This is a genomic window from Bradyrhizobium erythrophlei, from assembly GCF_042430365.1.
Taxonomy (GTDB): domain Bacteria; phylum Pseudomonadota; class Alphaproteobacteria; order Rhizobiales; family Xanthobacteraceae; genus Bradyrhizobium; species Bradyrhizobium erythrophlei.
Genome location: NZ_JBHMET010000072.1, coordinates 41,397 through 65,302, shown reverse-complemented (window position 1 = coordinate 65,302; position 23,906 = coordinate 41,397). Strand labels below are relative to the sequence as shown.

Sequence of the window (23,906 nt, the reverse complement as noted above, 5' to 3'; positions counted from 1 at the left end):
AGCACCTACGCGGCACGATCTCGTCTCATCTGCTCTAGCCCGGGAACGTATAGGCGGTCTTGACCGTGGTGTAGAACTCGCGGGCGTAGGCGCCCTGTTCGCGCGCGCCGTAGCTCGAGCCTTTGCGGCCACCGAACGGCACGTGATAGTCGACGCCGGCGGTCGGCAGATTGACCATCACCATGCCGGCCTCGCTGTTGCTTGTAGTGCGAGGCGTATTTCAGGCTGGTGGTGCAGATGCCTGACGCGAGGCCGAATTCGGTGTCGTTGGAGATCGCGAGCGCCTCTTCGTAATCCTTGGCGCGGATCACACAGGCGACCGGGCCAAAAATCTCCTCGCGCGCGATGCGCATCGTGTTGGTGGTCTCCGTGAACAGCGCCGGCTGCAGATAGAAGCCGGGGGTTTCGCGGTTCAAGAGCTCGCCGCCCCAATGCAGGCGTGCGCCTTCGTCCTGGCCGATCTTGATGTAGCGGAGATCCTGGTCGAGCTGGCTCTGGTCGACGACCGGACCGACATGCACGCCGCTCTTCAGGGCGTCGTCGACTGAAAGGCCCTTCATCCGCTCGGTCATCGCGGCGACGAAGCGGTCGTGAATGCCTGCGGTGACGATCAAGCGCGAGGACGCCGTGCAGCGTTGGCCGGTCGAGAAATAGGCACCGTTGACCGCGACCTCGACCGCGACCTTAAGGTCGGCGTCGTCGAGCACGACCAGCGGGTTCTTGCCGCCCATCTCGAGCTGGAACTTCTTCATCGGGTTCGAGAGCACGCAGGCTTGCGCGATCTTGCGGCCGGTCGCGACCGAGCCGGTGAAGGAGATCGCCGCGACATCGGGATGTTCGAGCAGGGTCTGGCCAACCACCGAGCCAGAGCCGACCACGAGGTTGAACACGCCGGTGGGAATGCCGGAGCGCGCGATGATCTCGGACAGCGCGTGCGCCGAGCCCGGCACGAGTTCTGCCGGCTTGAACACCACGGTGTTGCCATAGCAGAGCGCGGGCGCGATCTTCCAGGCCGGGATCGCGATCGGGAAATTCCACGGCGTGATCATGCCGACAACGCCGACCGGCTCGCGGGTGATCTCGACCTCAAGGCCCGGACGCACGGACGCGCCCTTCTCGCCCATCAGGCGCAGCGCCTCACCGGCGAAAAACGCAAAGATCTGCCCGGCGCGTGCGACCTCGCCGATGCCCTCCGGCAGCGTCTTGCCTTCCTCGCGCGCGAGCAAGCGGCCGAGCTCCTCCTTGCGGGCGAGGATTTCCGCCGAGATCTTGTTCAGTACGTCAAAACGCTCTTGCGGGGTCGAGCGCGACCAGGCTGGGAAGGCGGCTTTGGCGGTGGTGATCGCCTTTTCGGTCTGCGCCTTGTCTGCCTTGGCGTATTCGCCGACCACGTCCTTGGTGTTGGAGGGGTTGATGTCCCGCGTGATGCCGGAGCCGTCGACCCATTCGCCGGCGATGAAGTTTTTCTGCAGAGCGGTCATGTTTCTCTCCAACCTTTTCTGTTTAGCGCACGAGGCAGGGACGCTTGTCGTCGAAGGTCCAGCCCGGCATCAGGAACTGCATGGCGATCGCGTCGTCGCGGGCGCCGAGCCCATGCTGCTTGTATAGCGCGTTCGCCGCCTCGATGGCACCGCGATCGATCTCGATGCCGAGGCCGGGACGGTCGGGGATCGCGATCTTGCCGCCCTCGATCTGCAGCGGCTCCCTGGTCAGCGCCTGGCCGTCCTGCCAGATCCAATGGGTATCGATCGCGGTCACCTTGCCCGGTGCCGCGGCCCCGACATGGGTGAACATCGCAAGTGAAATGTCGAAATGGTTGTTGGAGTGCGAGCCCCAGGTCAGGCCATTGTCGCGGCAGGTCTGCGCCACACGCACCGAGCCCTGCATGGTCCAGAAATGCGGATCGGCGAGCGGAATGTCGACGGCTCCCAAGCGCAGCGCGTGGGAGAGCTGGCGCCAGTCGGTCGCGATCATGTTGGTCGCGGTCGGTAGCCCGGTGGCGCGGCGGAACTCGGCCATGATCTCGCGCCCGGAGAAGCCAGCCTCGGCGCCGCAGGGGTCCTCGGCATACGCGAGCACGCCGTGCATGTTGCTGCAGAGGCGGATCGCTTCATCCAGCGACCAGGCGCCGTTCGGGTCGAGCGTGACGCGCGCGTTCGGAAAGCGCTTGGCGATCGCGGTGACCGCTTCGATCTCCTGTTCGCCGCGGAGCACGCCGCCTTTGAGCTTGAAATCGGCGAAGCCGTAATGCGCTTGCGTTGCTTCGGCGAGCCGCACCACGGCGTCCGGCGTCATGGCCTCCTGATGACGCAGATTGAACCATTCGGGCTTGCCGGTCTCACCTTCGATATAGGGCAGGCTGGTCTTCCTGCGGTCGCCGACGAAGAAGAGATAGCCAAGCGTCTCGACGCTCGCGCGCTGCTGTCCCTCGCCGAGCAGGGCCGCAACCGGCAGGCCGAGATGCTGGCCGAGCAGATCGAGCAGCGCGGATTCAACCGCTGTGACCGCGTGGATGGTGACGCGCAGGTCAAAGGTCTGCTTGCCGCGGCCGCCGGCGTCGCGGTCGGCGAACTTTTCGCGCATCGACGCCAGGATGTTGTTGCAGGCACCGATGGTCTGGCCGACCACGAGGTCGCTTGCGTCCTCTAGGGTCTTGCGGATTTTCTCGCCGCCCGGCACCTCGCCGACGCCGGTGTGGCCGGAATTGTCCGTGAGGATGACGAGGTTGCGGGTGAAGAACGGCGCATGCGCACCGCTCAGATTGAGAAGCATGCCGTCGCGGCCGGCGACCGGGATCACCTCCATCGCGGTGACGACGGGAGCGCCGGCAAAGCCGGCTCGGATCGTGTCCTGAATCATCTGCTCCTCCCTTTTCTTGTCGCCGCGCGTTATTCCGCAGCCTGTTGCGCTGCAGCCTGCGGCAGCTTCGCCACCAGCGCCGCAAGCTCGGCGATCTCCTGCGCGGTCAGGTCGGTCAGCGGCGGGCGGACCGGACCAGAGTCGCGGCCGATCACCTTCATGCCGGCCTTGATGATCGAGACGGCATAGCCCTTCTTGCGGTTGCGGATCGCGATCAGCGGCAGGATGAAATCCTTCAAGCCGGCATGGATGGTCTGGTGATCGCGCCGGCGCACGGCGGCATAGAAGCTGGTGGCGAATTCCGGCACAAAGTTGAACACGGCCGAGGAATAGGTCGTCACGCCCATGTCGAGATAGGGCAGCGCGAAGGTTTCCGCCGTCGGAAGCCCGCCGATATAGGTCAGGCGGTCGCCGAGCTTGGTGTGGACCCGGGTCATCAGCTCGATGTCGCCGATGCCGTCCTTGTAGCCGACGAGGTTCGGGCAGCGTTCGGCCAGCCGCGCCAGCGTGTCGGGCTGCAGGATCGCGTTGTCGCGGTTGTAGACAATGACGCCGATCTTCACGGCGGCGCAAACCGCCTCGACATGCGCGGCAAGGCCGTCCTGTTCGGCATGGGTCAGATAGGGCGGCAGCAGCAACAGGCCGTCGGCGCCGGCCTGCTCGGTACCGACAGCGATCTCGCGCGCGATCGCGGTACCGTAGCCGGTGCCGGCGAGCACGGGCACGCGGCCTTTGGTCTGGTCGACGGCGACCTTCACCACCTGCGGAACTTCTGCTGGCGTCAGCGAGAAGAACTCGCCGGTGCCGCCGGCCGCGAACAGGCCCGCGACGTCATAGCCGCACAACCAGTCCATGTTCTCGCGATAGGTTGCCTCGTCGAAGGAATAATCAGCCTTGAACGGCGTAACGGGGAAGGACAGGAGGCCGCCGCCGATCTGCGCGGCCATTTCCTGCGGGGTCATCTTGCTCATGGCGCCACTCCGGGAATGTGTTTGAGGGGGATGCGCGACCAGCGCGCCTCGATGGCGCCTTTTCTAGAAAGCCGTTCGATGCGCGTCCAAGCCAAACGCGGTATCGAGCGATGCATTTTCAGCATCAATTATCGCCGAGGTGCGGCGCGGCGATCTCGGTGGCGATGTCGATCAGGGCCGGCAGCAGCGGATTCTCATGGTCGCGCCGCCAGACCATGAACAATTCGACCGGCGCCGGCGTGCGCAGCTTCAGCGGTTTCAGCCTGACGTCTGCGATTTTTAGGCTTGCGGCGGCCTCGGGTACGATCGACACGCCGAGGCCGGCGCGCACCATCGCGAGGATGGAGTGGATTTGGCTGAGATGCTGGACGTAGCGCGGCAGCACGTCGGCGCGGGTGAACAGCGCGACCAGGAGATCGTGGAAGTAGCGGCTCTCGTAAGGTGAGTACATCACGAAGGGCTGGTCGTCGAAATCCTTGATCGTGACAGTTGCCGCTGACGCCAGCGGATGCTTCTTCGGGATCGCAGCGAGCAGCGGCTCGGCCACGACGCGGCGGCTCGCGAGCTCCGGTCGCGCGACCGGCGGGCGCAGCAGGCCGGCATCGATCTGGCCGGTGGCGAGCGCCTCGAACTGGTCGCCGGATACCATCTCCTTCAGGGAAAAATCGACCTCGGGCAGGCGGGCGCGGCAGGCCGCGATCAGATCGGGCAGGAAGCCGTAGGCCGCAGCGGCAGTGAAGCCGATCTTGAGCGAGCCGGTCTTGCCGAGCGCGATGCGGCGGGCGACCTGGGAGGCCGACTCCGCGAGCTTCAGGATGCGGCGCGCCTCGGGCAGGAAGCTGCGGCCGGCCGGCGTCAGCCGCACCGAGCGGCTGGTGCGCTCCAAGAGCGGCGCGTCGACGATGTGCTCGAGGACCTGGATCTGCCGGCTGAGCGGCGGCTGCGTCATGTTGAGCCGCGCCGCGGCGCGGCCGAAATGCAGCTCCTCGGCCACCGTGACAAAACAGCGGAGCTGGTTCAGGTCGAACATCGATGCCTGCCCGGAATTGATGAGGCGAGGTTTTGTGCGTTCTAGCATCGATGTCCCCCAAAGACAAAGACGGCGGCCGAAGCCGCCGTTGAATTGTCGTTGCTAAAGGTGGCCCACGCTCATGCCGCCTTCAGCTGCACCCGCTTGATCTCGCCGACGATGAAGAGGTAGGCGATCGCCGCGACCAGCGCGTTGAGGCCGACAAACACCAGCGCGCCGTTGAACGAATCGGTGGCGGCCAGGATGTAGCCGATGATGATCGGCGTGGTGATCGAGGAGAGGTTGCCGAAGGTGTTGAACAACCCGCCGGAGACGCCGCCGGCTTCCTTCGGCGAGGTGTCGGAGACGACGGCCCAACCGAGTGCGCCGATGCCCTTGCCGAAGAAGGCGAGCGCCATGAAGCCGACCACCAGCGCCTGGCCGTCGACATAGTTGCAGCCGATGATTGCCATCGACAGCAGCATGCCGCCGACGATCGGAGTCTTGCGGGCCATGGTTAGCGAGCCTGTACGGCGCAGGATGGTGTCCGAGATCACGCCGCCGAGTACCCCGCCGATGAAGCCGCACAGCGCGGGCAGGGTGGCGACGAAGCCCGCCTGCAGGATCGACAGCCCACGTTCCTTGACAAGATAGACCGGGAACCAGGTCAGGAAGAAATAGGTCAGCGTGTTGATACAGTACTGGCCGATATAGACGCCGAGCATCATGCGGTTGGCGAGGAGCTGGCGGATGTGATCCCATTTCGGACCGCTGTCGGGCGCTTTCGCACCCTTCGGTGCGTCCATGTTCGACCAGCGCGCCGCCGTCCTTGATGTAGTCGAACTCGGCCTCGTTGACGCCGGGATGATCCTTCGGCCCGTAAATCGTCTTGATCCAGACGATGCCCATGATGATGCCGAGCGCGCCCATCACGTAGAACACGTTGCGCCAGCCATAGTCGTGCGCGATCCAGCCCATCAGCGGGGCGAAGATCACGGTCGCGAAATACTGCCCGGAGTTGAAGAAGGCCGACGCGGTCCCGCGCTCATTGCCGGGGAACCAGGCCGCGACGATGCGGGCATTGGCCGGGAACGACGGCGCTTCGGCGAAGCCGACCAGGAAGCGCAGGCCGAACAGTGCGATGACAGCGCTTCCGGCAGCCAGGAAACCGACCAGGCCCTGCATCGCCGTGAAGATCGACCAGATGATGATGCTCGCCGCATAGACCCATTTGGAACCGAAGCGATCGAGCAGCCAACCGCCCGGAACCTGCGCGATCACATAGGACCAGCCGAAGGCCGAGAACACATAGCCCATCGCGAAGGGATCGAGATGCAGCTCCTTGGAGAGGGCGGGACCGGCGATCGACAGCGTCGCGCGGTCGGCATAGTTCACGGTGGTGACGAGAAACAGCATCGTCACGATCAGAAGCCGGACGCGGGACCTCCTCGCCTCCGTAGCGGACACGACAGCGCTCATGGCGCACCTCCTCGTAAATTTCCTCGAGAACTGTCCTAGAGAGACGGTGGCAAGGGGTCCAAGCCGAAGGCTGTATCGATCGATGCCGATTTTGGATTGATCGGCCCGGTGTTATGCCACCGTCAGGGCTGTTGACAGTTAGTGTACGACTAGTACAGTTATTAGCGGCGCAACGATGCGCTTGAGCGAGCGCACCGCGACGGCCGGCTCGCAGGCTAAATGATCGGGGGCGGATACCATGACCACGCCACGCGACTACGATGTGTTCGAGGCCGGTGACGTGACGCTGCAAGGCGGCGCCGTGTTTCCGCAGCTCAAGCTGGCTTACAAGACCTACGGCACGCTGAACGTCGCGCGGGACAATGTCATCCTCTATCCGACATCGTTCAGCGCGCAACATTATGACATCGAATGGCTGGTGCAGCGGGGCGGGGCGCTCGATCCCGAGCGTTATTTCATCGTCATTGCGAACCTGTTCGGCAACGGGTTGTCGTCCTCGCCGTCGAATTCGCGCGAGGTGCTCGGCGGCGCGCCGTTTCCGGCCTTCAGCTATCATGATGCCGTCGCGGTGCAGCGGCGGCTTCTGGTCGAACGCTTTGGCATCACGAAGCTCGCGCTGGTCTATGGCTGGTCGATGGGCGGCATGCAGGCCTATCACTGGGCCGCGCACTATCCAGATATGGTGGAGCGCGCGGCCGTGGTCTGCGGCAGCGCGCGGTGCTCGCCCTACAACCATGTCTTCCTCGACGGCGTGAAGGCCGCGCTGACGGCCGATCCCGCCTATCAGGATGGCCGCTTTGCGGCAAAACCCGTAGCGGGTTTTCGTGCCATGGGGCGCGTCTATGCCGGCTGGGCGATGTCGCATGAATTCTATCGCGGCGAGGTCTGGCGCGAGGCCGGCTTCACCTCGCTGGAAGACTATCTGGCGGGATCGTGGGACGGCACCTTCGCGCGGCGCGACGCCGACGACCTGCTGACGCAGATCGCGATCTGGCAGAACGGCGACATCAGCCGCTGCGAGGAGTTCGGCGGCGACATCGACCGCGCGCTCGCCGCGATCAGGGCGCATGTGCTGCTGATGCCGGGGCGTACCGACCGCTATTTCGACATGCGCGACAATGCGGACGAGCTTGGCCGGCTGACCAATGCGCGCTCGGCCGCGCTGCATGCGATTCCCTCGATCCACGGCCACCGTGCCGGCAACCCGATCAACAACGCCGCCGATCGCGCCTTCATCAACGCCGAGATATCGGCGCTGCTGCAACGCTGACATGTGAGACGACGATCATGAGCACCGCTGAGACCCACGACGCCAGCCCCCGGCTGAAGCCGCTCGGCGCGGCGACCTTGCGCGAGCTATCGGTGAAATCGAACCTTGCAGGCGCGCTGCGCGCGGCAAGCCATTACGGCATGATTCTCTTGATTGCGACGCTGATCTGGCTCGTTTCGTCGCGCTACGGTCTGGCGTGGGCGTTGCCGCTGATGGCCTTGCAGGGTTATTTCGTCGCGTTCCTGTTCATGGTGGTGCACGAGACCGCGCACAAGACCGCGTTCAGGAGCCGTGCGCTCAATCTCGCGGTCGGCAACCTCTCGGCCTTTGCGATCGGATTGCCGTACGAATATTACTACCTGTTCCACTGGGACCATCATCGCTACACCCAGGATCCCGAGAAGGACCCCGAATTGATCGTGGGACCGAAGCCGGCGTCGGACACCCAGCTTGCGATCGCCTATTCGGGATTGCTGCAAGTCCTGGTCCGCATCCGCCTGATGCTGCACCATGCCCTCACCGGCAGAGTGATCGTGCCGTGGATTCCCGAAGGCAAGCGCGCGATGATCGTCATGGAGGCGCGGCTTTATCTCGCCTGCTATCTGCTGTTGCTGATTGCTTCGCTCGCGCTGCACAGCGCGACCCTGCTCTGGGTGTGGATCGTGCCCCTGTTCGCCGGCCAGCTCATCCTGCGTCCCTACCTCTATGCGGAGCATACCGGTTGCGAGCGGACCCGCAGCGCGTTCGAAAACACCCGCACCACGATGACCGGCCGGATCATGAAGTGGTTTGCCTGGAACATGCCCTATCATGTCGAGCACCACGCCTATCCGACGGTGCCGTTTCACGCGCTGCCGAAGCTCAACGCCGCTGTCGACGGCCATATCGTGTTTCGCGGCCGGAATTACCGCGCGGTGACGCGCGAGACCTGGGCGTGGTTTCGCCGTCAGCGGCAGACGGCTGCGTGATCACGCGTCCGCGTTCGGCCGCAGCACGAGGTTGACGAGGTTGCGGGCATAGGCCGGCGTCAGCGGCTTGATGCCGAAGACGTAGCGATAGAACAGGCTGCCATAGATCGCGTCATAGAGATCGCCGGGTGCGCCCGACGCGCCGATGCTGCCGTCCTTCTGGCCGTTGACGATGGTTTCCAGCACCCTGCTGCGGCGCAGGTTGAGATAGCGTTCGTAGAAAATCTCGGCCGATCCGGTCTTCGAGACGCATTCGGAGATCACCGCGAGCTGCACCCGTCCGAATTCGCCAAGCAGCGCCTCGGTATAGGTCGCGGCGTGGCGGCGAATCTGCGCCGCCGGATTGCCTGTTACAGGCAGCGGCACCGCGCGCGAGGCCTGGTCAAGGAACGCGTCGATCAGCAGCGCCTCGCGCGACGGCCACCATTTGTAAATCGTCATCTTCGAGACGTTGGAATGGCGGGCGATCGCATCGATGGTGGTGGCGGCAAGGCCGGTTGTCGCCATCAGCGTATAGGCGCTTTGCAGGATGGCGGCGGTGGTCGCGGCAGAGCGCGGCCGGCCGCGCCGCGCCGTCGTGCCGTCCTCGGTCTCCGCCTTGCTGGCCATTGCCCGGTCTTCCCCAAGCGCGCGTGATTCACGCTCCGTTGTGCCGGGCTTAGCACAAATCGGGGAGGGACGGGCGAGCCGTCAGCCTTGCGCGATCTCGCGCAAGGCCTGATCCAGCGTCTCGACCAGCAGGTCGGCATGCTCTCTGCCGAACACCAGCGGCGGACGGATTTTCAGCACGTTGGCGGCCGGCCCCGAGGCGCTGATCAGGATGTGCCGCCGGCGCAGCGCGTTGACGAGGCGCGCGGTCTCGTTGGTGGCAGGCACTTCGCCCTGGCGCAGCTCGACGCCGATGAAGAGGCCGGCGCCGCGCACTTCGGCGATCAGCGGATGTCGCGCCCGCAAGGCGCCGAGCCGCTCGCGCAGGTATCTTCCGGTGCGGTTCGCATTCTCGATCAGGCCTTCCTGCTCGATGACGTCGAGCACGGCCATCCCGGCGGCAGCGGACACCGGGTTGCCGCCGAAGGTGTTGAAGTAGCGCGAGCGTGCGCCGAATTCCTTGAGCAGCGCCGGGCGCGCGGCCATCGCCGCAATCGGGTGGCCGTTGCCCATCGGCTTGCCCATCGTGACCATGTCGGGACTGACGCCGTGACGGGCAAAGCCCCACAGGCCCTGACCACAGCGGCCGAAACCGGGCTGCACCTCGTCGGCGATGAACAGCGCACCTGCTGCGCGCGCAGCTTCCACCGCCGGCGCCAGAAAGCCGGGCGGATCGGCGAACACGCCGTCGCTGGAGAAAATGGTATCGATCAGGAGCGCGGCCGGGCGAACGCCGCTCCGCTTCATGTCCTCGAACGCCGCGCGAACATGGCCAGCAAAAATCTCGCCGGTCGCATCCGCTGCGGATTGCGGCGCCGGAACGAGCCGGACATGGGCCGCGGTCGGCTCCGGCAGGCCAAGCGACGGCGACAATTCGGCGAGCGCGCCGGTGACGCCGTGATAGGCGGTCCGGGTGACGATGACGCCGGTGCCGCCGGTGCAGGTCCGCGCCACGCGCAGCGCGAGATCGTTGCCCTCGCTACCGGTGCAGGTGAACATCACATGGCCGATCTCGGCCGGGAACGTTTTGAGCAGCCGCTCCGCATAGTCGAGAATGGTCTCGTGCAGGTAGCGGGTGTGGGTGTTGAGCACCGCCGCCTGCCGCGCGATCGCCTCGACGACGCGCGGATGGCAATGCCCGACGGAGGCGACGTTGTTATAGGCGTCGAGATAGCGTTGGCCCGTAGGATCGTAGAGCCAGACGCCGTCGCCGCGCACGACCTGAACCGGCTCATCGTAGAACAGCCGATAGGCCGGGCCGAGCAGGCGATTGCGCCGCGCGATCAAATCTTGCGTCGAGGGATTCTCCACCGGCATCGCTTTACTCTCCCTGGCAGGCGCGTTCGATCTGTTGTCTGGCCTGGTCGCGCGACAATGTCGCGATCCGGGCCAGCCGCGCCGAGGCCGCCTTGTTGTTGCGCAGAATATACTCCCGGTTCTCGGGATAGCGAGCCGCCCTGAGGTTGCTGATCACGACCGTCATCACCATGCGCGTCGCGATCAGGTCGAACAGGATCGCGCGTTCGGTAGCCTCGAGCGGCGTCACCGCATGATAGGCCGCGATCAGCTCGCAGGCCGGCGCCAGCGGATCGTCGCTGTCGGCGACCTGATAGGCGCATGCGATCGCAAGGTCATTGATGCGGGCCGTGGAAGTGAGGTCGCCGAAATCGATGATGCCCGCGATGCGTTCGTGATCGGTTGGGTCGACGACGATGTTGTGCGGGTTGAGGTCGTTGTGCACGGGCTGCGCCCGAAGCTGCGACAATATCGGCCGTGCCTGGGTTTCGAAGCCGTCGAGGACGCGTTCCACGAGGTCGCGCTGGGCGGCGGGAACGGTATCGAGCAGCGGGCGCAGTTCGGCCGCGTGCTGGATGTCCCACAACAGCTTGTGGCCGGCGCCGGGATGGTGGAAATCGCGCAACGCCCGGGCAAGGCGCGCCGCCCAGTGGCCGATATCGCGCCGCAAGGCGGTCGACGGTGCCACCTGGTGCATCGGCGTTCCGGCAAGAAAGGAGAGCAGCCGCACGATGCGCTTTGAGCCGTCGTCGAACGCGACCTCGAGCTCGACCGCGCCATTCAGCGCCGGGAAAACCCGCGGGATCGGCAGCGCCGAATCCCTGGCCGCAGCATGACCCAGCGCTTCCGTCTGCAGATTGGTGACGGCGCGGTCTTCCGCGGGATTGGCGATCTTCAGCACATAGTCGCGCCCGTCGGGCGTGCGCAGCCGGAAATTCTGGTCGCGCTCGCTGTCGAGCCGGCGCACCGCAGCCGGCAGGCCATAATAGTCCTCGGCCAGCGCCTGCGCGCGCGTCTCCGGGATCGGCGAGGCGGCGCGCAGCCCGTCGAGCGGGTGCGCGGCAGCAATGGTCGGCGAGGAGTTTGGCACCTGAGTTTCCTGTCCCGCGATCAATAACCGCGCCCGCGGTCGATGGCGTGCGGCGGGCGCCGCCCGGCGCTGACAGCATCCGCCGTTGTCGCCAACGTGCTCGCGACGGCGTGGACGCTGACGTCGCTGGCGTCATGCGGCGTGATGACGATTTGCGGATGGTACCAGAACGGGTGCGCCTGCGGCAGCGGTTCGGTGGCGAATACATCCAGCGCCGCACCGGACAAATGGCCGCGCTCGAGCGCCGCGAGCAGATCGGCCTCGACCAGATGCTCGCCGCGGCCGACCTGGATCAAATAGCCGCCGCGGCGCATTCTGGCGAAAAGCTCGCCGTTGAGGATGCCGCGTGTCTCCGCCGTCAGCGGCAGCAGGTTCACCAGCACCTCGGTCTCGGCGAGCATGGCGGCGAGCCCCGCCGGCCCGTAAAAGCTGCGGCTCGATGACGAGATCGCCTTCGCCGTGCGGCTCCACGACATCACGGGGAAGCCGAGATGCACGAGGTCGGCGGCCACGCGCTGCCCGATCTCGCCATTGCCGAGGATGCCGACCGGCACGTCCTGCGCGCGCCGCTGGTCGCGGCGTTGCCAGATCCGGTCGCGCTGCTGGTCGCGGAAGGCGGCAAAGCCGCGCTGATGTCCAATCGCGTGCCAGGCGATGAATCCCGACATCATCTGCGCCTGTCCGGGATCGACCACGCGCACCACCTCGACGCCGGAGCGCAGGCTCGGGCAGGCGATGATGTTGTCGACGCCGGCCGCGATCGAGCAAACGGCTTCCAGGTTCGGATAGCGCTCGAACGCATCGTCGGGCGGATGCCAGGCCAGTGCGAGGCGGACATCCGCGGCCGGCGCGTCCGCCGCGTGGTCGACGACTTCGATGCGAGGCGCCGTGCGCGCCAGCGCTGTGCCGAAATGGCTGCGAAGGTCGAGGGTCTTGCTGACAAAGACGCAACGCATCGATCAGGCCGCCCGCGATGCGGAGATCTGGCCCGGTACCGCGGCGAGCAGCTCGCGGGTGTAGGCGTGCTCGGGCGCCGAGAACAAAGCGGCGGTCTGCTTCAGCTCGACGATCGCGCCGCGCTGCATCACCGCGATGCGGTCGCAAATCTGTGCCGCCACGCGCAGATCGTGGGTGATGAACAGCATCGACAGCCCAAGGCGCGCTTTCAGGTCTTCGAGCAGGTTAAGCACCTGCGCCTGCACCGAGACGTCGAGCGCGGAGACGGCTTCGTCCGCGACGATGATCTCCGGCTCGAGCGCAAGCGCACGGGCAATGCCGATGCGCTGGCGCTGGCCGCCGGAGAATTCGTGCGGATAACGCTCCATCGCGCTGGCATTGAGGCCGACGAGGCCGAGCAACTCGCCCGCGCGCTTGTGCGCGACCGCGGGATCGGTGCCGTGGGCGATCGGCCCGTCGGCGATGATGTTGCCGACCTTGCGGCGCGGATTGAGCGAGGCGAAGGGGTCCTGGAAGATCATCTGGATCCGGCTGCGCTCCTTGCGGAGCGCCCGGCCGGCGATGCGGGTGAAATCGGTGTCGCCGAGCCGGACCGTGCCATTGTCAGGCTCGATCAGCCGCATCACGAGCCGCGCCACCGAAGATTTGCCCGAACCGGATTCGCCGACGAGGCCGACCGTCTCGCCCTGCAGGATGTCGAAATTGACTTCCTTCGCGGCCTGGACGCGGCGCTCCGGCTGGAACCAGCCGCCGCCCGACACATAGGTCTTGTCGAGACCGACCACCTCGACCGCCTTGGCGCGGTCCGCGAGCGGCGCGCGCTGCGGCGGCTGCATCGAGGGCACAGCCGCGAGCAGCGCACGGGTGTAGGGATGCTGCGGACGCTGCAGGACGTCGTCGGCTGCGCCTTGCTCGACCACCTTGCCATGCTGAAGCACCACGACGCGGTCGGCGATATCGGCGACAACGCCGAAGTCATGGGTGATGAACATGACGGCCATGTTACGGCGGCGTTGCAGGTCGCGGATCAGCTCAAGGATCTGCGCCTGCGTGGTGACGTCGAGTGCCGTGGTCGGTTCGTCGGCGACGAGAATGGCCGGCTCCAGCGCGAGCGCCATCGCGATCATGGCGCGCTGACGCTGGCCGCCGGAGAGCTGATGCGGGTAGGCGCGCATCGAGCGTTCGGGGTCGGGCAGGCCGACCTCGCGCAGGAGCTGCAGCGCCTTCTGCTTCCGCGCCTTCGGCGTCAGCAGGTTGTGGGCCTCGAACATTTCGGCGATCTGGTCGCCGATCCGCATCAACGGATTGAGCGCGGTCATCGGCTCCTGGAACACCATGGCGATGTGGCGGCCGCGCAGCGCGAGCCAGCCGGTGTCGTCGAGGGTCAGGAGGTTCTGGCCGTCATAGACGATCTCGCCGGCCTCGCGGATGATGGTGTCGGGCAGCAGGCCCATCAGCGCGTGCGCGCACATCGATTTACCGGAGCCGGACTCGCCGACGACGCAGAGGATCTTGCCGGGCATCAGGCCGAACGAGACGCCGTCGACGGCGTAAGGGCGATCAGAACCCGGCGGCAGCGCGAGCTTGAGGTTCTTTATCGAGACGGCAGGTGCAGCGGACATGGTTTAGCGCCCTTCCTTGCTGAGGCGCGGATTGAGCGCGTCGTTGAGGCCTTCGCCGATCAGGTTCAGCGCCAGCACCGAGAGCAGGATCGCGATGCCGGGAAACAGCGTGATCCACCACGCCTGGCGGATCACGGTGCGGCCGGCGCCGACCATGTAGCCCCAGGACATCAGATTTGGATCGCCGAGGCCGAGGAAGGAGAGCGAGGATTCCAGAAGGATCGCGGTTGCGACCATCAGCGAGGCCAGCACGATCACCGGCGACAGCGCATTCGGCAAAATCTCGCGCCAGATGATCCAGCTATGGCTTTGGCCAGTGACGACGGCAGCCTGGACGTATTCGCGGGTGCGCAGCGACAGCACCTCGCCGCGCACGAGCCGCGCCACCGGCGGCCAGCTCACGATCGCGATCGCCAGCACGATCGAGACAATGGACGGCTGCAGGATCGCAACCAGCACGATCGCCAGCGCAAAGCTCGGCACGGTCTGGAAGAATTCGGTGAAGCGCATCAGCGCGTCGCCGATCCTGCCGCCGAAATATCCAGCCACGGCGCCGACGGGAATCCCGACCGCAAGCGCGGTCATGGTCGAGACGAGGCCGACCAGCAACGAGACGCGGGCGCCGTAGATGATGCCGGCCAGCACGTCGCGGCCGAGCGCATCGGTCCCGAGCGGCAGGCCCGCCACCGTGAACGGTGGAAGGAACGGTCGCTGCACCATGCGCCAGGGCGAGGTCGGAAACAGCAAGGGGCCAAAGATCGCGATCGCAATGGCGAGCAGCAGGATCACGAGGCCGATCACGCCGCCGGGGTTGCGCAGCATCGTGCGCCAGACCTTGCTCATGATGCGAACTCGATGCGCGGATCGACCGAGCGATAGATCAGGTCGGTGATCAGGTTGAAGGCGAGCACCATGGCCGAGCAGACCACGAAAACGCCGAGCAGCAGGTTGTAGTCGCGCTGCAACAGCGCCTCGTACATCAGCCGGCCGATGCCGGGCCAGGCGAACACGGTTTCGGTCAGCACGGCGCCACCGACCAGCGTGCCGGCCTGCAAGCCCGCCAGCGTCACGACCGGCAGAAGCGCGTTGCGCAGCACGTGGCGGCGCTGGATCACGGAATCGCGCAAGCCCTTGGCGCGCGCGGTCTTGACGAAATCGTGCCGCTTCACCTCGAGCATCGAAGCGCGGGTCATGCGGGCATAGGTCGCCATGAAGAACAGGCCAATCGTGGTGGCGGGCAGGATCAGGTGCGCGCCGACGTCGAGCACATGGGCGAGGCCAGTGTAGTTGGCGCCGACGGTCTCGTAACCGAAGCTCGGCAGCCAATCCATCGTGACGGAGAACAGCAGGATCGCCATCAGCGCCACCCAGAACAGCGGCGTGGCGTAGAAGACAAGCGCCAGGATCGTGATCGCGGCGTCGGCCCAGGTGCCGGCGAAGCGCGCGGCGAGCGTCCCGAACAGCACGCCGAACAACAGCGAGATCGCGAATGCGGTGCCGGTGAGCAGCAGCGTCGCCGGCAGCCGCTCGGCGATCAGCTTCGCCACCGGCATCTGCTGGCGGAACGAGAAGCCGAGGTCGAGCGTCACGATGCCCTTGACGTAGCGATAGAGCTGCACCGGCAGCGGCTGGTCGAGGCTGAACTTTTCACGCAGTTGTTCGACGAAGATCTTGTCGCTTGCGCCGGCCTCACCCGCCATCACCATCGCCGGATCGCCCGGCGCCATGCGGATCAGGAGGAAGTTGAGGACGACGATCGCGAGCAGAACGACAACGGCCTTTGCAAGTCTCTGGGCAATGAATGCGAGCATCGGTGACTTCGGTTGCGTTCGGGGAGGAACAGAAGAAGCCGCGGCGCCGTGTCAGCGCCGCGGCTTGATATCAGTCACTTGTCGAGCCAGGCGTCGCGGAAGCCGTCGTTGACGCCGATCGCCGTCGTCACGAGGTTCTTGACGTTGCAGCGCGTGATCGTCGGGAACTGGAGCTCAAGCTGCCAGGCCACCGGCACATCATCGGTCAGGATTTTCTGAGCTTTGAGGTAGATCTCCTCGCGCTTGGAATCCGGAAAGGCGGTAGCGCCGTCGGCGAACAACTGATCGATCTCGGGGTTCGAATAGCCCTCGACATTGTTGAACGGCGAGCCCTTGGCGATCTGGCTCGAGACATAGTTGCGGCCGACGCCAAGCGCGGGATCGCCATACTGATAGAGATAGGTGAAGGCGATGTCGTAATCCCAATCGGAAACCTTTTGGTTCCAGCCGGGCACGTCGGTTGCGATCATCTCGACATTGATGCCGACGTCCTGCAGGTTCTGCTTCACCGCTTCGGCCCAGCGCTGCCAGGTTTCGCCATAGGGCAGCGGCAGCAGGCGGACTTTCTCGCCGTTGTAGCCGGCCTCCTTCAACAACGCCTTGGCCTTCGCGGGATCGTAGTCGTACTTCGCCACCTTGTCGGTGTAGTACTTGATCGAGGACGCGGACGGGCCGGTTGCGACCTTACCGAGGCCGTTCCAGATCACGTCCTTCGCGAAATTGCGGTCGATCGCGTACATCAAGGCCTGGCGGAATTTCTTGTTCGATGTCGGGCCAGAGCGGTTGTTGAGCCACAGCCAGGAATGCGGGCTGAAGAACTCCCAGCCATTGCCGGTGACGCAGACGTTCTTCAGCTTCGACAGGCGCGGCACGTCGAAATTCTCGACCGAGCCGCCCGGCAGCACGTCGACCTTGCCGGTCTCGAACGCGACCGCGCGCGCCGCGGCATCCGGGATCACGTGCCAGTAGATCTCGTCGATGTTCGGCTTGCCCTTGATGTAGTAGTTCGGATTCTTGACCAAGCGAATGAACGAGCCCTTCTGCCATTCCTTGAACATGAACGGGCCGGTGCCGACAGGCGTATTGTTGGCCGGGTTGCTCTTGTAATCGGTGCCTTCATAGATGTGCTTGGGGATCATCGGCAGCGAGCCAACCTCGAAGATGCCGAGGAACGGGCCGAACGGCTGCTTCAGCGTGAACACCACGGTCGAGTCGTCCGGCGTCTCGACCTTGTCGAGCTGGGCGAGATTGCCGCGGGCGCGCGGATGGGTCTGCTTGAGGAAATCGATCGAGAAGGCGACGTCGGCCGAGGTGAAAGGCTTGCCGTCATGCCAGGAGACGCCCTTGCGCAGCTTGAACGTATAGGTCTTGCCGTCCTCGCTGACGCTCCAGCTCTCGGCGAGGCCGGGCAGCGGCTCGAGCTTCGGCGAGTAGCGCAACAGGCCCTCATAGATGTTGCCGGCGACCATCTGGGTCGGGCCGTTCTGCACCAGGCCGACCATCAGGCCCGGCGGCTCCGGCTGGATCACCGCGTTGATCACGCCGCCGGATTTCGGCTCTTCGGCAAAGGCGGCGGTGCTTAGGGCGCTCGCAACCAGCAGGCTCGACACAACTCGTTTCAACATGTCCGATCTCTCTTGTTGGGTTACCGGGCAACAGGCTGGCGACTAGTTCACGAAATCAGGATCGGTGCGCTCCAGCATGCGCAGGAAGGCGGCCCACTCGGTGTCGGGCACGCCCTTCTCCTCGATGATGTCGTACATGGTCGCGTATTGGCCGGCGGTCTTGCGCGCCACAGCGTCGGAGAGCGGTGCGACCTCGGCGCCGGCCGCCTGGATCGCGAGCTGGGCGCGGCAGGAGCGCTCCAGATTGTGCATCAGCTTGAAGGCTTCGGCGACCGAGCGGCCGCAGGTCAGCATGCCGTGATTGCGCAGCACCATCACGAACTTGTCGCCGAGATCGGCGACCAGGCGCTGACGCTCATCGAGGTCGAGCGCGATGCCTTCATAGTCGTGATAGGCGAGCCGGTCGGTGAACTGCATCGACCATTGATTGAGCGGCAGCAGTCCCTGCTTCTGGCACGACACCGCGACGCCGGCGACGGTGTGGGTGTGCAGCACGCAGGCGACGTCGGGTCGCGCGGCATGCACGGCGCTGTGGATAGTGAAGCCGGCCGGGTTGATGCCAAGCCCAAGCGGATCGTCGACCACGACGCCATCGAGATCGACGGTGACGAGGTTCGAGGCGGTCACCTCCTCGAAGCGCATCCCGTAGGGATTGATCAAAAAGCGGTCATGCCGCCCGGGTAGCCGCACCGAGATGTGGGTGTAGATGCTGTCATCAAGGCCGAGCCGGTGGATCAGCCGATAGGCCGCGGCGAGGTCGATGCGGGTTTGCTGGGTCTGGTCCTTTACGGCCTGCGGCCGCACATGCGTCGTCATTGTTGCTGCAAGTCCCTGTGAGCGGGCTGTTCTCGTGTGTTGCAATACCCGCGCCACTAAACTGTCGACAATCTGCGGAACAAGCAAGTCTAAACTGTCGACAATCCGCGATTAAATAATGTACAATGGTCAAAACGGACCCATTTGATGCGCACAATGTCCCCTCCGGTCGGCTTGCCGGCCCTTACCGAGATGGACCTGGTCGGCCAGGTCGCCCGCCGTTTGACCGAAGCGATTGTCCAGGGGCGGCTGCCGCCGGGATCGAAGGTCGTCGAAGCCGGAATCGCACGCGAACTCGGTGTCAGTCGGGCGCCGGTGCGCGAGGCGGCGCGGCTGCTCGAGCAGCAGGGCCTGCTCGTCGCCAATCCGCGGCGCGGCTTCTTCGTGCGGCAGTTCGCGGCCGACGATATCGATGAGATCTACGATCTTCGCCTGTGCGTGGAGCGGCACGCCGCGGTGCTCGCCGCGCGCAACCTCACGCCCGAGACGCGCGACATGCTGCGGCGCCAGATCGAGGTGCTGCACGAGACAGCCGATCTCGATGATCCGGCGCGGCAGGTCGAGGAGGACTACCGCTTTCATCGCCTGATCTGCGAGATCGCCGGCAACAAGCGCATGCTGCGGCTGTTCGACGATCTCGCATCGGAGCTTCGCATGGTGATCGGCCTGATCGGCCGGCTCTACGACGATCCGCACGAGATCGCACGCACCCACGAGCCGGTGCTCGCCGCGATCGAGGCCGGGCATCCCGAGCGCATCGTCGCGCATATCGACTATCACATCGGTCACGCCTGGCGCGAAGTCGGCCGCCTGGTGCGGGACATTCCGCGGTGGCCGGTGCCTGCGAAATAGACGCGCCAAACCAAAATGCGCGATCGATCCCACTCATTCAGCTGACAGGAGTCTCCCGTGAAGGCCGTCTACAGCGACAAGCACCGCAGCCACGATCCGCAATTCTTCCTGGTCCGCGGCGTGGTCAAGCGCACCACTGAACAGCCCGAGCGTGCCGATCGCCTGCTCGGTGGATTGAAGGCCGGCAAACATACGCTGATCGAGCCGACCGCGTTCGGGCAGGGACCACGCGCTCGCGTGCACAGTCCGGAATACCTGAGCTTCCTCGCCAATGCGTGGGAAGAATGGTCGGCGCTCGGCGACGCCGGGCCCGAGATGATTGCGAACGTGCACCCCGTGCGCAATGCGGCCACCTACCCGACCCACATCGTCGGCAAGCTCGGCTGGCACACCGCCGACACCGGCTGTCCGATCGGGCCCGGCACCTGGGCCGGCGCCTGCGCTGCGACCGACGTCGCGACCACGGCGGCGCAGATGGTGCTGGATGGTGAGGACGCGGTCTACGCGCTGTGCCGTCCGCCCGGCCATCACGCCTATCGCGACATCGCCGGCGGCTTCTGCTTCCTCAACAACAGCGCGATCGCCGCCGAGCATCTCAGGCAGAAGCATGAGCGCGTCGCGATCCTCGACGTCGATGTGCATCACGGCAACGGCACGCAGGGCATCTTCTATGAGCGGCCCGACGTGTTCACCGTCTCGATCCACGCCGATCCGTCGTTCTTCTATCCGTTCGTGTGGGGCTATGCGCATGAGCGCGGCGCTGGTCCCGGCCTTGGCACCAACCTCAACATCCCCTTGCCGAAGAGCACTGGCGATGACGGCTACATGCAGGCGCTCGCGACCGCGGCGAAGGCGATCCAGAGCTTCGCGCCGACCGCGCTCGTCGTCGCGCTCGGCCTCGATGCCTCCGAGCACGATCCGCTCGCGGGACTGGCGGTGACGACCGACGGCTTCCGCCGCATCGGCGAGGGGCTCGCACGGATCGGGTTGCCGACGGTGCTGGTGCAGGAGGGCGGCTACCTCTCCGATAACCTCGGCGCCAACCTAACGGCCGTGCTCGGCGGGTTCGAAGCCGCGCGGTAGCCAGTTCGGAATGAAGCTGCTTGAAACGGTCTGGTGCGCCTCACTGCGCCTTGATATCGGCTGCCTTCAGCACCGGCTCCCACTTCGTCACTTCCGCATGCATGAAGGCATCGAACTCGCCTGCCGCGGTGCCGAGGGGCGTCGCGCCGATCTTGTCGAGCGTGCTCTGCACGGTCGAATCCTGCAATGCGGCCTTCAGATCGGCCTGCAACTTTGCAATCACCTGCGGCGCCATGTGGGCCGGCCCGAGGAAGCCCCACCACACCGACACGTCGTATCCGGGCACGCCGGCTTCGGCAACGGTCGGGACATCGGGCAGCGCCTTGGAGCGCTGCGCTGAGGTTACGGCCAGCGCCCGCACCGCGCCGCCCTCGATCTGGCCGATCGCTTCGGCAAGCGGGTTGACGCTGAGGGGAATGTCGCCGGCGATCACGGCGGTCAGCGCCGGCGCGCCGCCCTTGTAGGGAACGGCGACGATCTTGACCTTCGCCATGTATTTCAGGAGTTCGCCGGCGAGATGCGCGGACGTGCCGTTGCCGGACATGCCATAGGATAGTTTGTCCGGATCGGTGCGGGCCGCAGCTAGCACATCCGCAAGCGTCTGGTACGGGCTGCTCTTCGATACCACGATCGCAAGCGGTGAGGACGCGATCTCGGTGATCGCGGTGAAATCCTTGAACGTGTCGTAAGGCAGGCTCGGATAGATGAACTGGTTGAGCGGATGACCGCTCGCGACCAGGATCAGGGTGGTGCCGTCAGGTGCGGCCTGCGCGAGCGCCTGGGAAGCGATCACGCCGCCGGCGCCGGGCCGGTTCTCGATCACCGGCTGCTGCCCCCATGTCTTCGCCAGCGCCTGGCCGAGCGTGCGCGCGAGCACGTCGACCGCGCCGCCCGCCGCATAGGGCACGAGAATATGAACCGGCTTGTTCGGGAAATTCTCGGCTAGCGCGACCGTGCCGGTCAGGATGATCGCGGCGGTCGCGATTGCGTGGCGGATTGTGTTGAAGCCCAGCATGTCAGCGCATGTCCTTCCTCGTTGGCGTGACGCACTTCGCGCCGGCTTCGCCGCAATCCCGCGCCTTGTTGACGCGACCTGATCTTTTGTACGATAGTACAAATATGCTTCGCAAGCCCGCCAAAGCCTCTTCGACACGCAAGCCCAACATGCGCGAGGCGATCCTCGCCGCGGCCGAAGAGTTGTTCTCGACCCACGGCTTCAACGCCGTGTCGGTCCGCGACATCGCGCAGGCTGCCGGCGCCAATCCCGGCAGCGTCACCTATCATTTCGAGACCAAGGACGGCCTGCTGCTCGAAATCTATCGCCGCCATTGCGGTCCGATGAATCTGCGCCGCTCCGAGCTGCTGGCGGCCGCAAAGCGGGTGCGCGATCTGCAGGACCGGCTGGAGGCGATCGTGCGTGCCTATGTGCTGCCGGCCTTCACTTCGGGTAGCGATCTCGCCGGCGGCGGCACGCGATTCACGCGGCTGCGCGCTGTGATGTCGGCCGAGGGAAACGAAGTCGCCCGGCGCATCATCGCGCAAACCTTCGATGATACGAGCCACGCCTTCATCGATGCGATCCACGAGAGCCTGCCGCATATTCCACGCACCGACATCGTCTGGCGCAGCCACTTCCTGCTCGGCGCGCTGTACTACACCCTGGTGACGCCGGAGCGCGTGTCGCGGCTGTCGCGTGGCAGCGCCGACGGCACCGACGCCGGCCACGCGATCGAAGAGCTGGTGCGCGCCACCGTTGCCTCGCTGCAGGCCGAGCCGCTCGATCAGGCGGCGCCGGCGCGTCGCAAAGCCCCCGTTCCATCCAGAAGCCAAAGCGAGCACTGACCTCGGGGCCACTGAGGCGGCCTGCACAGACGGGGCATCTGCAGCTCCAAACAAGAGGGAGCCTTCATCCCATGAAGACAGGTCTAGTCATCACCGCCCATCCCGGCGATTTCGTCTGGCGTGCCGGCGGCGCCATCGCGCTGCATGCGAAGAGGGGCTATCGCGTCAAGATCGTGTGCCTGTCCTTCGGCGAGCGCGGCGAGAGCCAGTTCGCCTGGAAGGAGGCCGGCGCGACGCTCGCTTCGGTGAAGGCCGGCCGCAAGGATGAGGCCGAGCGCGCAGCAAAGCTGCTAGGAGCCGAGATCGAGTTCTTCGATTGCGGTGATTACCCGCTGAAGCTCAACGAGGCGCATTTCGACCGGATGGTCGATATCTACCGCGAGCTCAATCCGAGCTTCGTGCTGACGCACGCGCTGGAAGACCCCTACAATTTCGACCATCCCGATGCGGCGCATTTCGCGCAGCAGACCCGCGTGGTGGCGCAGGCGATGGGCCACAAGCCCGGCGCAAGCTACAAATACGCCGCGCCGCCGGTGTTCCTGTTCGAGCCGCACCAGCCGGAGATGTGCAACTTCAAGCCGAACCTGATCCTCAAGATCGACGAGGTCTGGGAGCAGAAATACCAGGCGTTCCAGATCCTCGCCGCGCAGAAGCATCTCTGGGGCTATTACGAACGCGTCGCGCTCAACCGCGGCATCCAGGGCAGCCGCAACACCGGCGTGCCCATGACCCATGGCGAGGCCTACCAGCGCCTGTTCCCGACGGTGGAGGAGGTCCTGCAATGAAGTCTGCCGTCGGTGGTGGCCTCGGCCGTTGAATTCCGGAGTGCGCGGATATGGAAAAGCTCCGCCTTCGCACCGTGCTCGGCAATCACCCGCACGTTCGGGCGGTGAAGGCCGGCGAGCTGCGGTCGGATCTGTTCGAACTTGAATTCGTCGAGTTCGCGCCGACCAACGCCGCGTTCAAGCCGATGGTGCGAGAGCAGGCCTTCGACGTCTGCGAGATGGCTGTCGTCACCTATCTGATGGCCAAGGCGCACGGCAAGCCGCTGGTGCTGCTGCCGGCCGCGATGCTCGGCCGCTTCCAACACGGCCATGCGCTCTGTCGCGCCGACGGCGCCACGCTCGCGCCCGCCGATCTCGAAGGCAAGCGGGTCGGCATCCGCTCCTTTACGACCACGACCGGCGCGTGGATCCGCGGCATCCTCGCCAACGACCATGGCGTCGACCTCGACCGGATCGACTGGGTCACCTTCGAGGATCCGCACGTTGCTGAATATGTCGACAGGACCGAGCGTGCGCCGAAAGACAAGACCATCATCCAGATGCTGAAGGACGGCGAGCTCGACGCCGTGCTGGGCGAGACCTCCAATGATCCCGCGCTGAAGCCGCTGTTTGCCGATCCCGCCGCGGAGGCGGAGCGGTGGTACCGGAGGCATGGCGTGGTTCCCGTCAATCACTTGGTCGTGGTGACAGAGCAGCTTGCAAAATCGCGGCCCGATGTGGTGCGGGGCCTCTATGATCTCTTGAAGCGCGGCAAGATCGGCGCGGGTCCGCCCCGCTCACCGGACCTCGTTCCGTTCGGCATCGAAGCCAACCGGAAGCCGCTGGAGCTGATCATCGAATACTGCGTCCAGCAGGCGCTGATCCCACGGCGCTTTGCGGTCGACGAGCTGTTTGACGAGTTAACGCGGGATCTGACCTGATGA

20 protein-coding genes and 2 pseudogenes are annotated in these 23,906 nt (G+C 65.5%); 7 read left to right on the top strand and 15 right to left on the bottom strand.

The genetic code is table 11. The features are described from left to right. Positions 1-34 precede the first annotated feature (34 nt). The 5 genes and pseudogenes from ACFFWD_RS13450 to ACFFWD_RS13430 all read right to left on the bottom strand — a co-directional run bounded on the left by ACFFWD_RS13450 (position 35) and on the right by ACFFWD_RS13430 (position 6,318). Positions 35-1,481, bottom strand: a pseudogene (locus tag ACFFWD_RS13450) (aldehyde dehydrogenase family protein). A 22-nt stretch (positions 1,482-1,503) separates the two neighbouring features. Next, positions 1,504-2,859: a glucarate dehydratase gene (gene gudD / locus ACFFWD_RS13445; RefSeq protein ID WP_376965750.1), complete on the bottom strand. Its 1,356-nt coding sequence runs from the start codon at positions 2,857-2,859 to the stop codon at positions 1,504-1,506. A gap of 29 nt (positions 2,860-2,888) precedes the next feature. After that, positions 2,889-3,830 carry a 5-dehydro-4-deoxyglucarate dehydratase gene (kdgD, locus tag ACFFWD_RS13440; protein WP_376965748.1) on the bottom strand — a complete coding sequence of 314 codons (942 nt, stop codon included), beginning with the start codon at positions 3,828-3,830 and terminating at the stop codon, positions 2,889-2,891. A 124-nt stretch (positions 3,831-3,954) separates the two neighbouring features. Continuing rightward, on the bottom strand, positions 3,955-4,860 hold the full coding sequence (locus tag ACFFWD_RS13435; RefSeq protein ID WP_376965746.1) for a LysR family transcriptional regulator: 906 nt from the start codon (positions 4,858-4,860) through the stop codon (positions 3,955-3,957). Positions 4,861-4,979: 119 nt separating this feature from the next. Then, positions 4,980-6,318 (bottom strand): annotated as a pseudogene (locus tag ACFFWD_RS13430) (MFS transporter). Positions 6,319-6,556: 238 nt separating this feature from the next. Between ACFFWD_RS13430 and ACFFWD_RS13425 the strand changes: the two are divergent. Together ACFFWD_RS13425 and ACFFWD_RS13420 are read left to right on the top strand one after the other, a co-directional pair. Beyond that, positions 6,557-7,588: an alpha/beta fold hydrolase gene (locus tag ACFFWD_RS13425; RefSeq protein WP_376965744.1), complete on the top strand. Its 1,032-nt coding sequence runs from the start codon at positions 6,557-6,559 to the stop codon at positions 7,586-7,588. 17 nt (positions 7,589-7,605) lie between these two features. Beyond that, positions 7,606-8,556 carry a fatty acid desaturase gene (locus ACFFWD_RS13420; RefSeq protein ID WP_376965742.1) on the top strand — a complete coding sequence of 317 codons (951 nt, stop codon included), beginning with the start codon at positions 7,606-7,608 and terminating at the stop codon, positions 8,554-8,556. On the opposite strand, the gene ACFFWD_RS13415 is transcribed toward ACFFWD_RS13420, so the two are convergent. The 9 genes from ACFFWD_RS13415 to ACFFWD_RS13375 form a co-directional block, all read right to left on the bottom strand. Beyond that, the gene (locus tag ACFFWD_RS13415) at positions 8,557-9,165 is read right to left on the bottom strand and encodes a TetR/AcrR family transcriptional regulator (protein ID WP_376965740.1); all 609 of its coding nucleotides are present in this window, start codon (positions 9,163-9,165) and stop codon (positions 8,557-8,559) included. It abuts the gene before it with no gap. Between the two features lie 81 nt (positions 9,166-9,246). Then, positions 9,247-10,521: an aspartate aminotransferase family protein gene (locus ACFFWD_RS13410; RefSeq protein ID WP_376965738.1), complete on the bottom strand. Its 1,275-nt coding sequence runs from the start codon at positions 10,519-10,521 to the stop codon at positions 9,247-9,249. Positions 10,522-10,525: 4 nt separating this feature from the next. Beyond that, positions 10,526-11,590: a phosphotransferase gene (locus ACFFWD_RS13405; protein ID WP_376965736.1), complete on the bottom strand. Its 1,065-nt coding sequence runs from the start codon at positions 11,588-11,590 to the stop codon at positions 10,526-10,528. 20 nt (positions 11,591-11,610) lie between these two features. Continuing rightward, positions 11,611-12,546 (bottom strand): 2-hydroxyacid dehydrogenase, encoded by a 936-nt coding sequence (locus ACFFWD_RS13400; protein WP_376965734.1) that lies wholly within the window; start codon positions 12,544-12,546, stop codon positions 11,611-11,613. Between the two features lie 3 nt (positions 12,547-12,549). Further along, positions 12,550-14,169, bottom strand: a complete 1,620-nt coding sequence (locus tag ACFFWD_RS13395) for an ABC transporter ATP-binding protein (RefSeq protein WP_376965732.1) — start codon at positions 14,167-14,169, stop codon at positions 12,550-12,552. Between the two features lie 3 nt (positions 14,170-14,172). After that, on the bottom strand, positions 14,173-15,012 hold the full coding sequence (locus ACFFWD_RS13390) for an ABC transporter permease (RefSeq protein WP_376965731.1): 840 nt from the start codon (positions 15,010-15,012) through the stop codon (positions 14,173-14,175). Further along, complete coding sequence (locus tag ACFFWD_RS13385) at positions 15,009-15,980, bottom strand: ABC transporter permease (protein WP_376965728.1); 972 nt, start codon at positions 15,978-15,980, stop codon at positions 15,009-15,011. The genes ACFFWD_RS13390 and ACFFWD_RS13385 overlap by 4 nt, the downstream gene beginning before the upstream one ends. 74 nt (positions 15,981-16,054) lie before the next feature. Further along, on the bottom strand, positions 16,055-17,605 hold the full coding sequence (locus ACFFWD_RS13380) for an ABC transporter substrate-binding protein (protein ID WP_376965727.1): 1,551 nt from the start codon (positions 17,603-17,605) through the stop codon (positions 16,055-16,057). Positions 17,606-17,647: 42 nt separating this feature from the next. Beyond that, positions 17,648-18,421, bottom strand: a complete 774-nt coding sequence (locus tag ACFFWD_RS13375; protein WP_376965725.1) for a class II aldolase/adducin family protein — start codon at positions 18,419-18,421, stop codon at positions 17,648-17,650. A 147-nt stretch (positions 18,422-18,568) separates the two neighbouring features. Between ACFFWD_RS13375 and ACFFWD_RS13370 the strand changes: the two genes are divergently transcribed. Both ACFFWD_RS13370 and ACFFWD_RS13365 read left to right on the top strand, forming a co-directional pair. Then, a complete protein-coding gene (locus ACFFWD_RS13370) occupies positions 18,569-19,273 on the top strand; it encodes a GntR family transcriptional regulator (RefSeq protein ID WP_376965723.1) in 705 nt (234 codons plus the stop codon). 57 nt (positions 19,274-19,330) lie between these two features. Further along, positions 19,331-20,356 carry a histone deacetylase family protein gene (locus tag ACFFWD_RS13365; RefSeq protein ID WP_376965721.1) on the top strand — a complete coding sequence of 342 codons (1,026 nt, stop codon included), beginning with the start codon at positions 19,331-19,333 and terminating at the stop codon, positions 20,354-20,356. Positions 20,357-20,396: 40 nt separating this feature from the next. Here ACFFWD_RS13365 and ACFFWD_RS13360 read toward each other — a convergent pair whose 3' ends face one another. Then, positions 20,397-21,371 (bottom strand): tripartite tricarboxylate transporter substrate binding protein, encoded by a 975-nt coding sequence (locus ACFFWD_RS13360; protein ID WP_376965719.1) that lies wholly within the window; start codon positions 21,369-21,371, stop codon positions 20,397-20,399. A 104-nt stretch (positions 21,372-21,475) separates the two neighbouring features. Here ACFFWD_RS13360 and ACFFWD_RS13355 point away from each other — a divergent pair, with 104 nt between their 5' ends. The 3 genes from ACFFWD_RS13355 (at position 21,476) to ACFFWD_RS13345 (ending at position 23,903) form a co-directional block, all read left to right on the top strand. Beyond that, the gene (locus tag ACFFWD_RS13355) at positions 21,476-22,198 is read left to right on the top strand and encodes a TetR/AcrR family transcriptional regulator (RefSeq protein ID WP_376965717.1); all 723 of its coding nucleotides are present in this window, start codon (positions 21,476-21,478) and stop codon (positions 22,196-22,198) included. Between the two features lie 71 nt (positions 22,199-22,269). Next, positions 22,270-22,983, top strand: a complete 714-nt coding sequence (locus ACFFWD_RS13350; RefSeq protein ID WP_376965715.1) for a PIG-L deacetylase family protein — start codon at positions 22,270-22,272, stop codon at positions 22,981-22,983. 50 nt (positions 22,984-23,033) lie between these two features. Further along, positions 23,034-23,903 (top strand): substrate-binding domain-containing protein, encoded by an 870-nt coding sequence (locus tag ACFFWD_RS13345; RefSeq protein ID WP_376965713.1) that lies wholly within the window; start codon positions 23,034-23,036, stop codon positions 23,901-23,903. Positions 23,904-23,906: the final 3 nt, after the last annotated feature.

Bases quoted from the DNA above. Each gene is read 5' to 3' on its own strand.
- gudD (WP_376965750.1), bottom strand. From the start codon at position 2,859: ATGATTCAGGACACGATCCGAGCCGGCTTTGCCGGCGCTCCCGTCGTC.
- kdgD (WP_376965748.1), bottom strand. From the start codon at position 3,830: ATGAGCAAGATGACCCCGCAGGAAATGGCCGCGCAGATCGGCGGCGGC.
- ACFFWD_RS13435 (WP_376965746.1), bottom strand. From the start codon at position 4,860: ATGTTCGACCTGAACCAGCTCCGCTGTTTTGTCACGGTGGCCGAGGAG.
- ACFFWD_RS13425 (WP_376965744.1), top strand. From the start codon at position 6,557: ATGACCACGCCACGCGACTACGATGTGTTCGAGGCCGGTGACGTGACG.
- ACFFWD_RS13420 (WP_376965742.1), top strand. From the start codon at position 7,606: ATGAGCACCGCTGAGACCCACGACGCCAGCCCCCGGCTGAAGCCGCTC.
- ACFFWD_RS13415 (WP_376965740.1), bottom strand. From the start codon at position 9,165: ATGGCCAGCAAGGCGGAGACCGAGGACGGCACGACGGCGCGGCGCGGC.
- ACFFWD_RS13410 (WP_376965738.1), bottom strand. From the start codon at position 10,521: ATGCCGGTGGAGAATCCCTCGACGCAAGATTTGATCGCGCGGCGCAAT.
- ACFFWD_RS13400 (WP_376965734.1), bottom strand. From the start codon at position 12,546: ATGCGTTGCGTCTTTGTCAGCAAGACCCTCGACCTTCGCAGCCATTTC.
- ACFFWD_RS13395 (WP_376965732.1), bottom strand. From the start codon at position 14,169: ATGTCCGCTGCACCTGCCGTCTCGATAAAGAACCTCAAGCTCGCGCTG.
- ACFFWD_RS13390 (WP_376965731.1), bottom strand. From the start codon at position 15,012: ATGAGCAAGGTCTGGCGCACGATGCTGCGCAACCCCGGCGGCGTGATC.
- ACFFWD_RS13385 (WP_376965728.1), bottom strand. From the start codon at position 15,980: ATGCTCGCATTCATTGCCCAGAGACTTGCAAAGGCCGTTGTCGTTCTG.
- ACFFWD_RS13380 (WP_376965727.1), bottom strand. From the start codon at position 17,605: ATGTTGAAACGAGTTGTGTCGAGCCTGCTGGTTGCGAGCGCCCTAAGC.
- ACFFWD_RS13375 (WP_376965725.1), bottom strand. From the start codon at position 18,421: ATGACGACGCATGTGCGGCCGCAGGCCGTAAAGGACCAGACCCAGCAA.
- ACFFWD_RS13370 (WP_376965723.1), top strand. From the start codon at position 18,569: ATGCGCACAATGTCCCCTCCGGTCGGCTTGCCGGCCCTTACCGAGATG.
- ACFFWD_RS13360 (WP_376965719.1), bottom strand. From the start codon at position 21,371: ATGCTGGGCTTCAACACAATCCGCCACGCAATCGCGACCGCCGCGATC.
- ACFFWD_RS13355 (WP_376965717.1), top strand. From the start codon at position 21,476: ATGCTTCGCAAGCCCGCCAAAGCCTCTTCGACACGCAAGCCCAACATG.
- ACFFWD_RS13350 (WP_376965715.1), top strand. From the start codon at position 22,270: ATGAAGACAGGTCTAGTCATCACCGCCCATCCCGGCGATTTCGTCTGG.
- ACFFWD_RS13345 (WP_376965713.1), top strand. From the start codon at position 23,034: ATGGAAAAGCTCCGCCTTCGCACCGTGCTCGGCAATCACCCGCACGTT.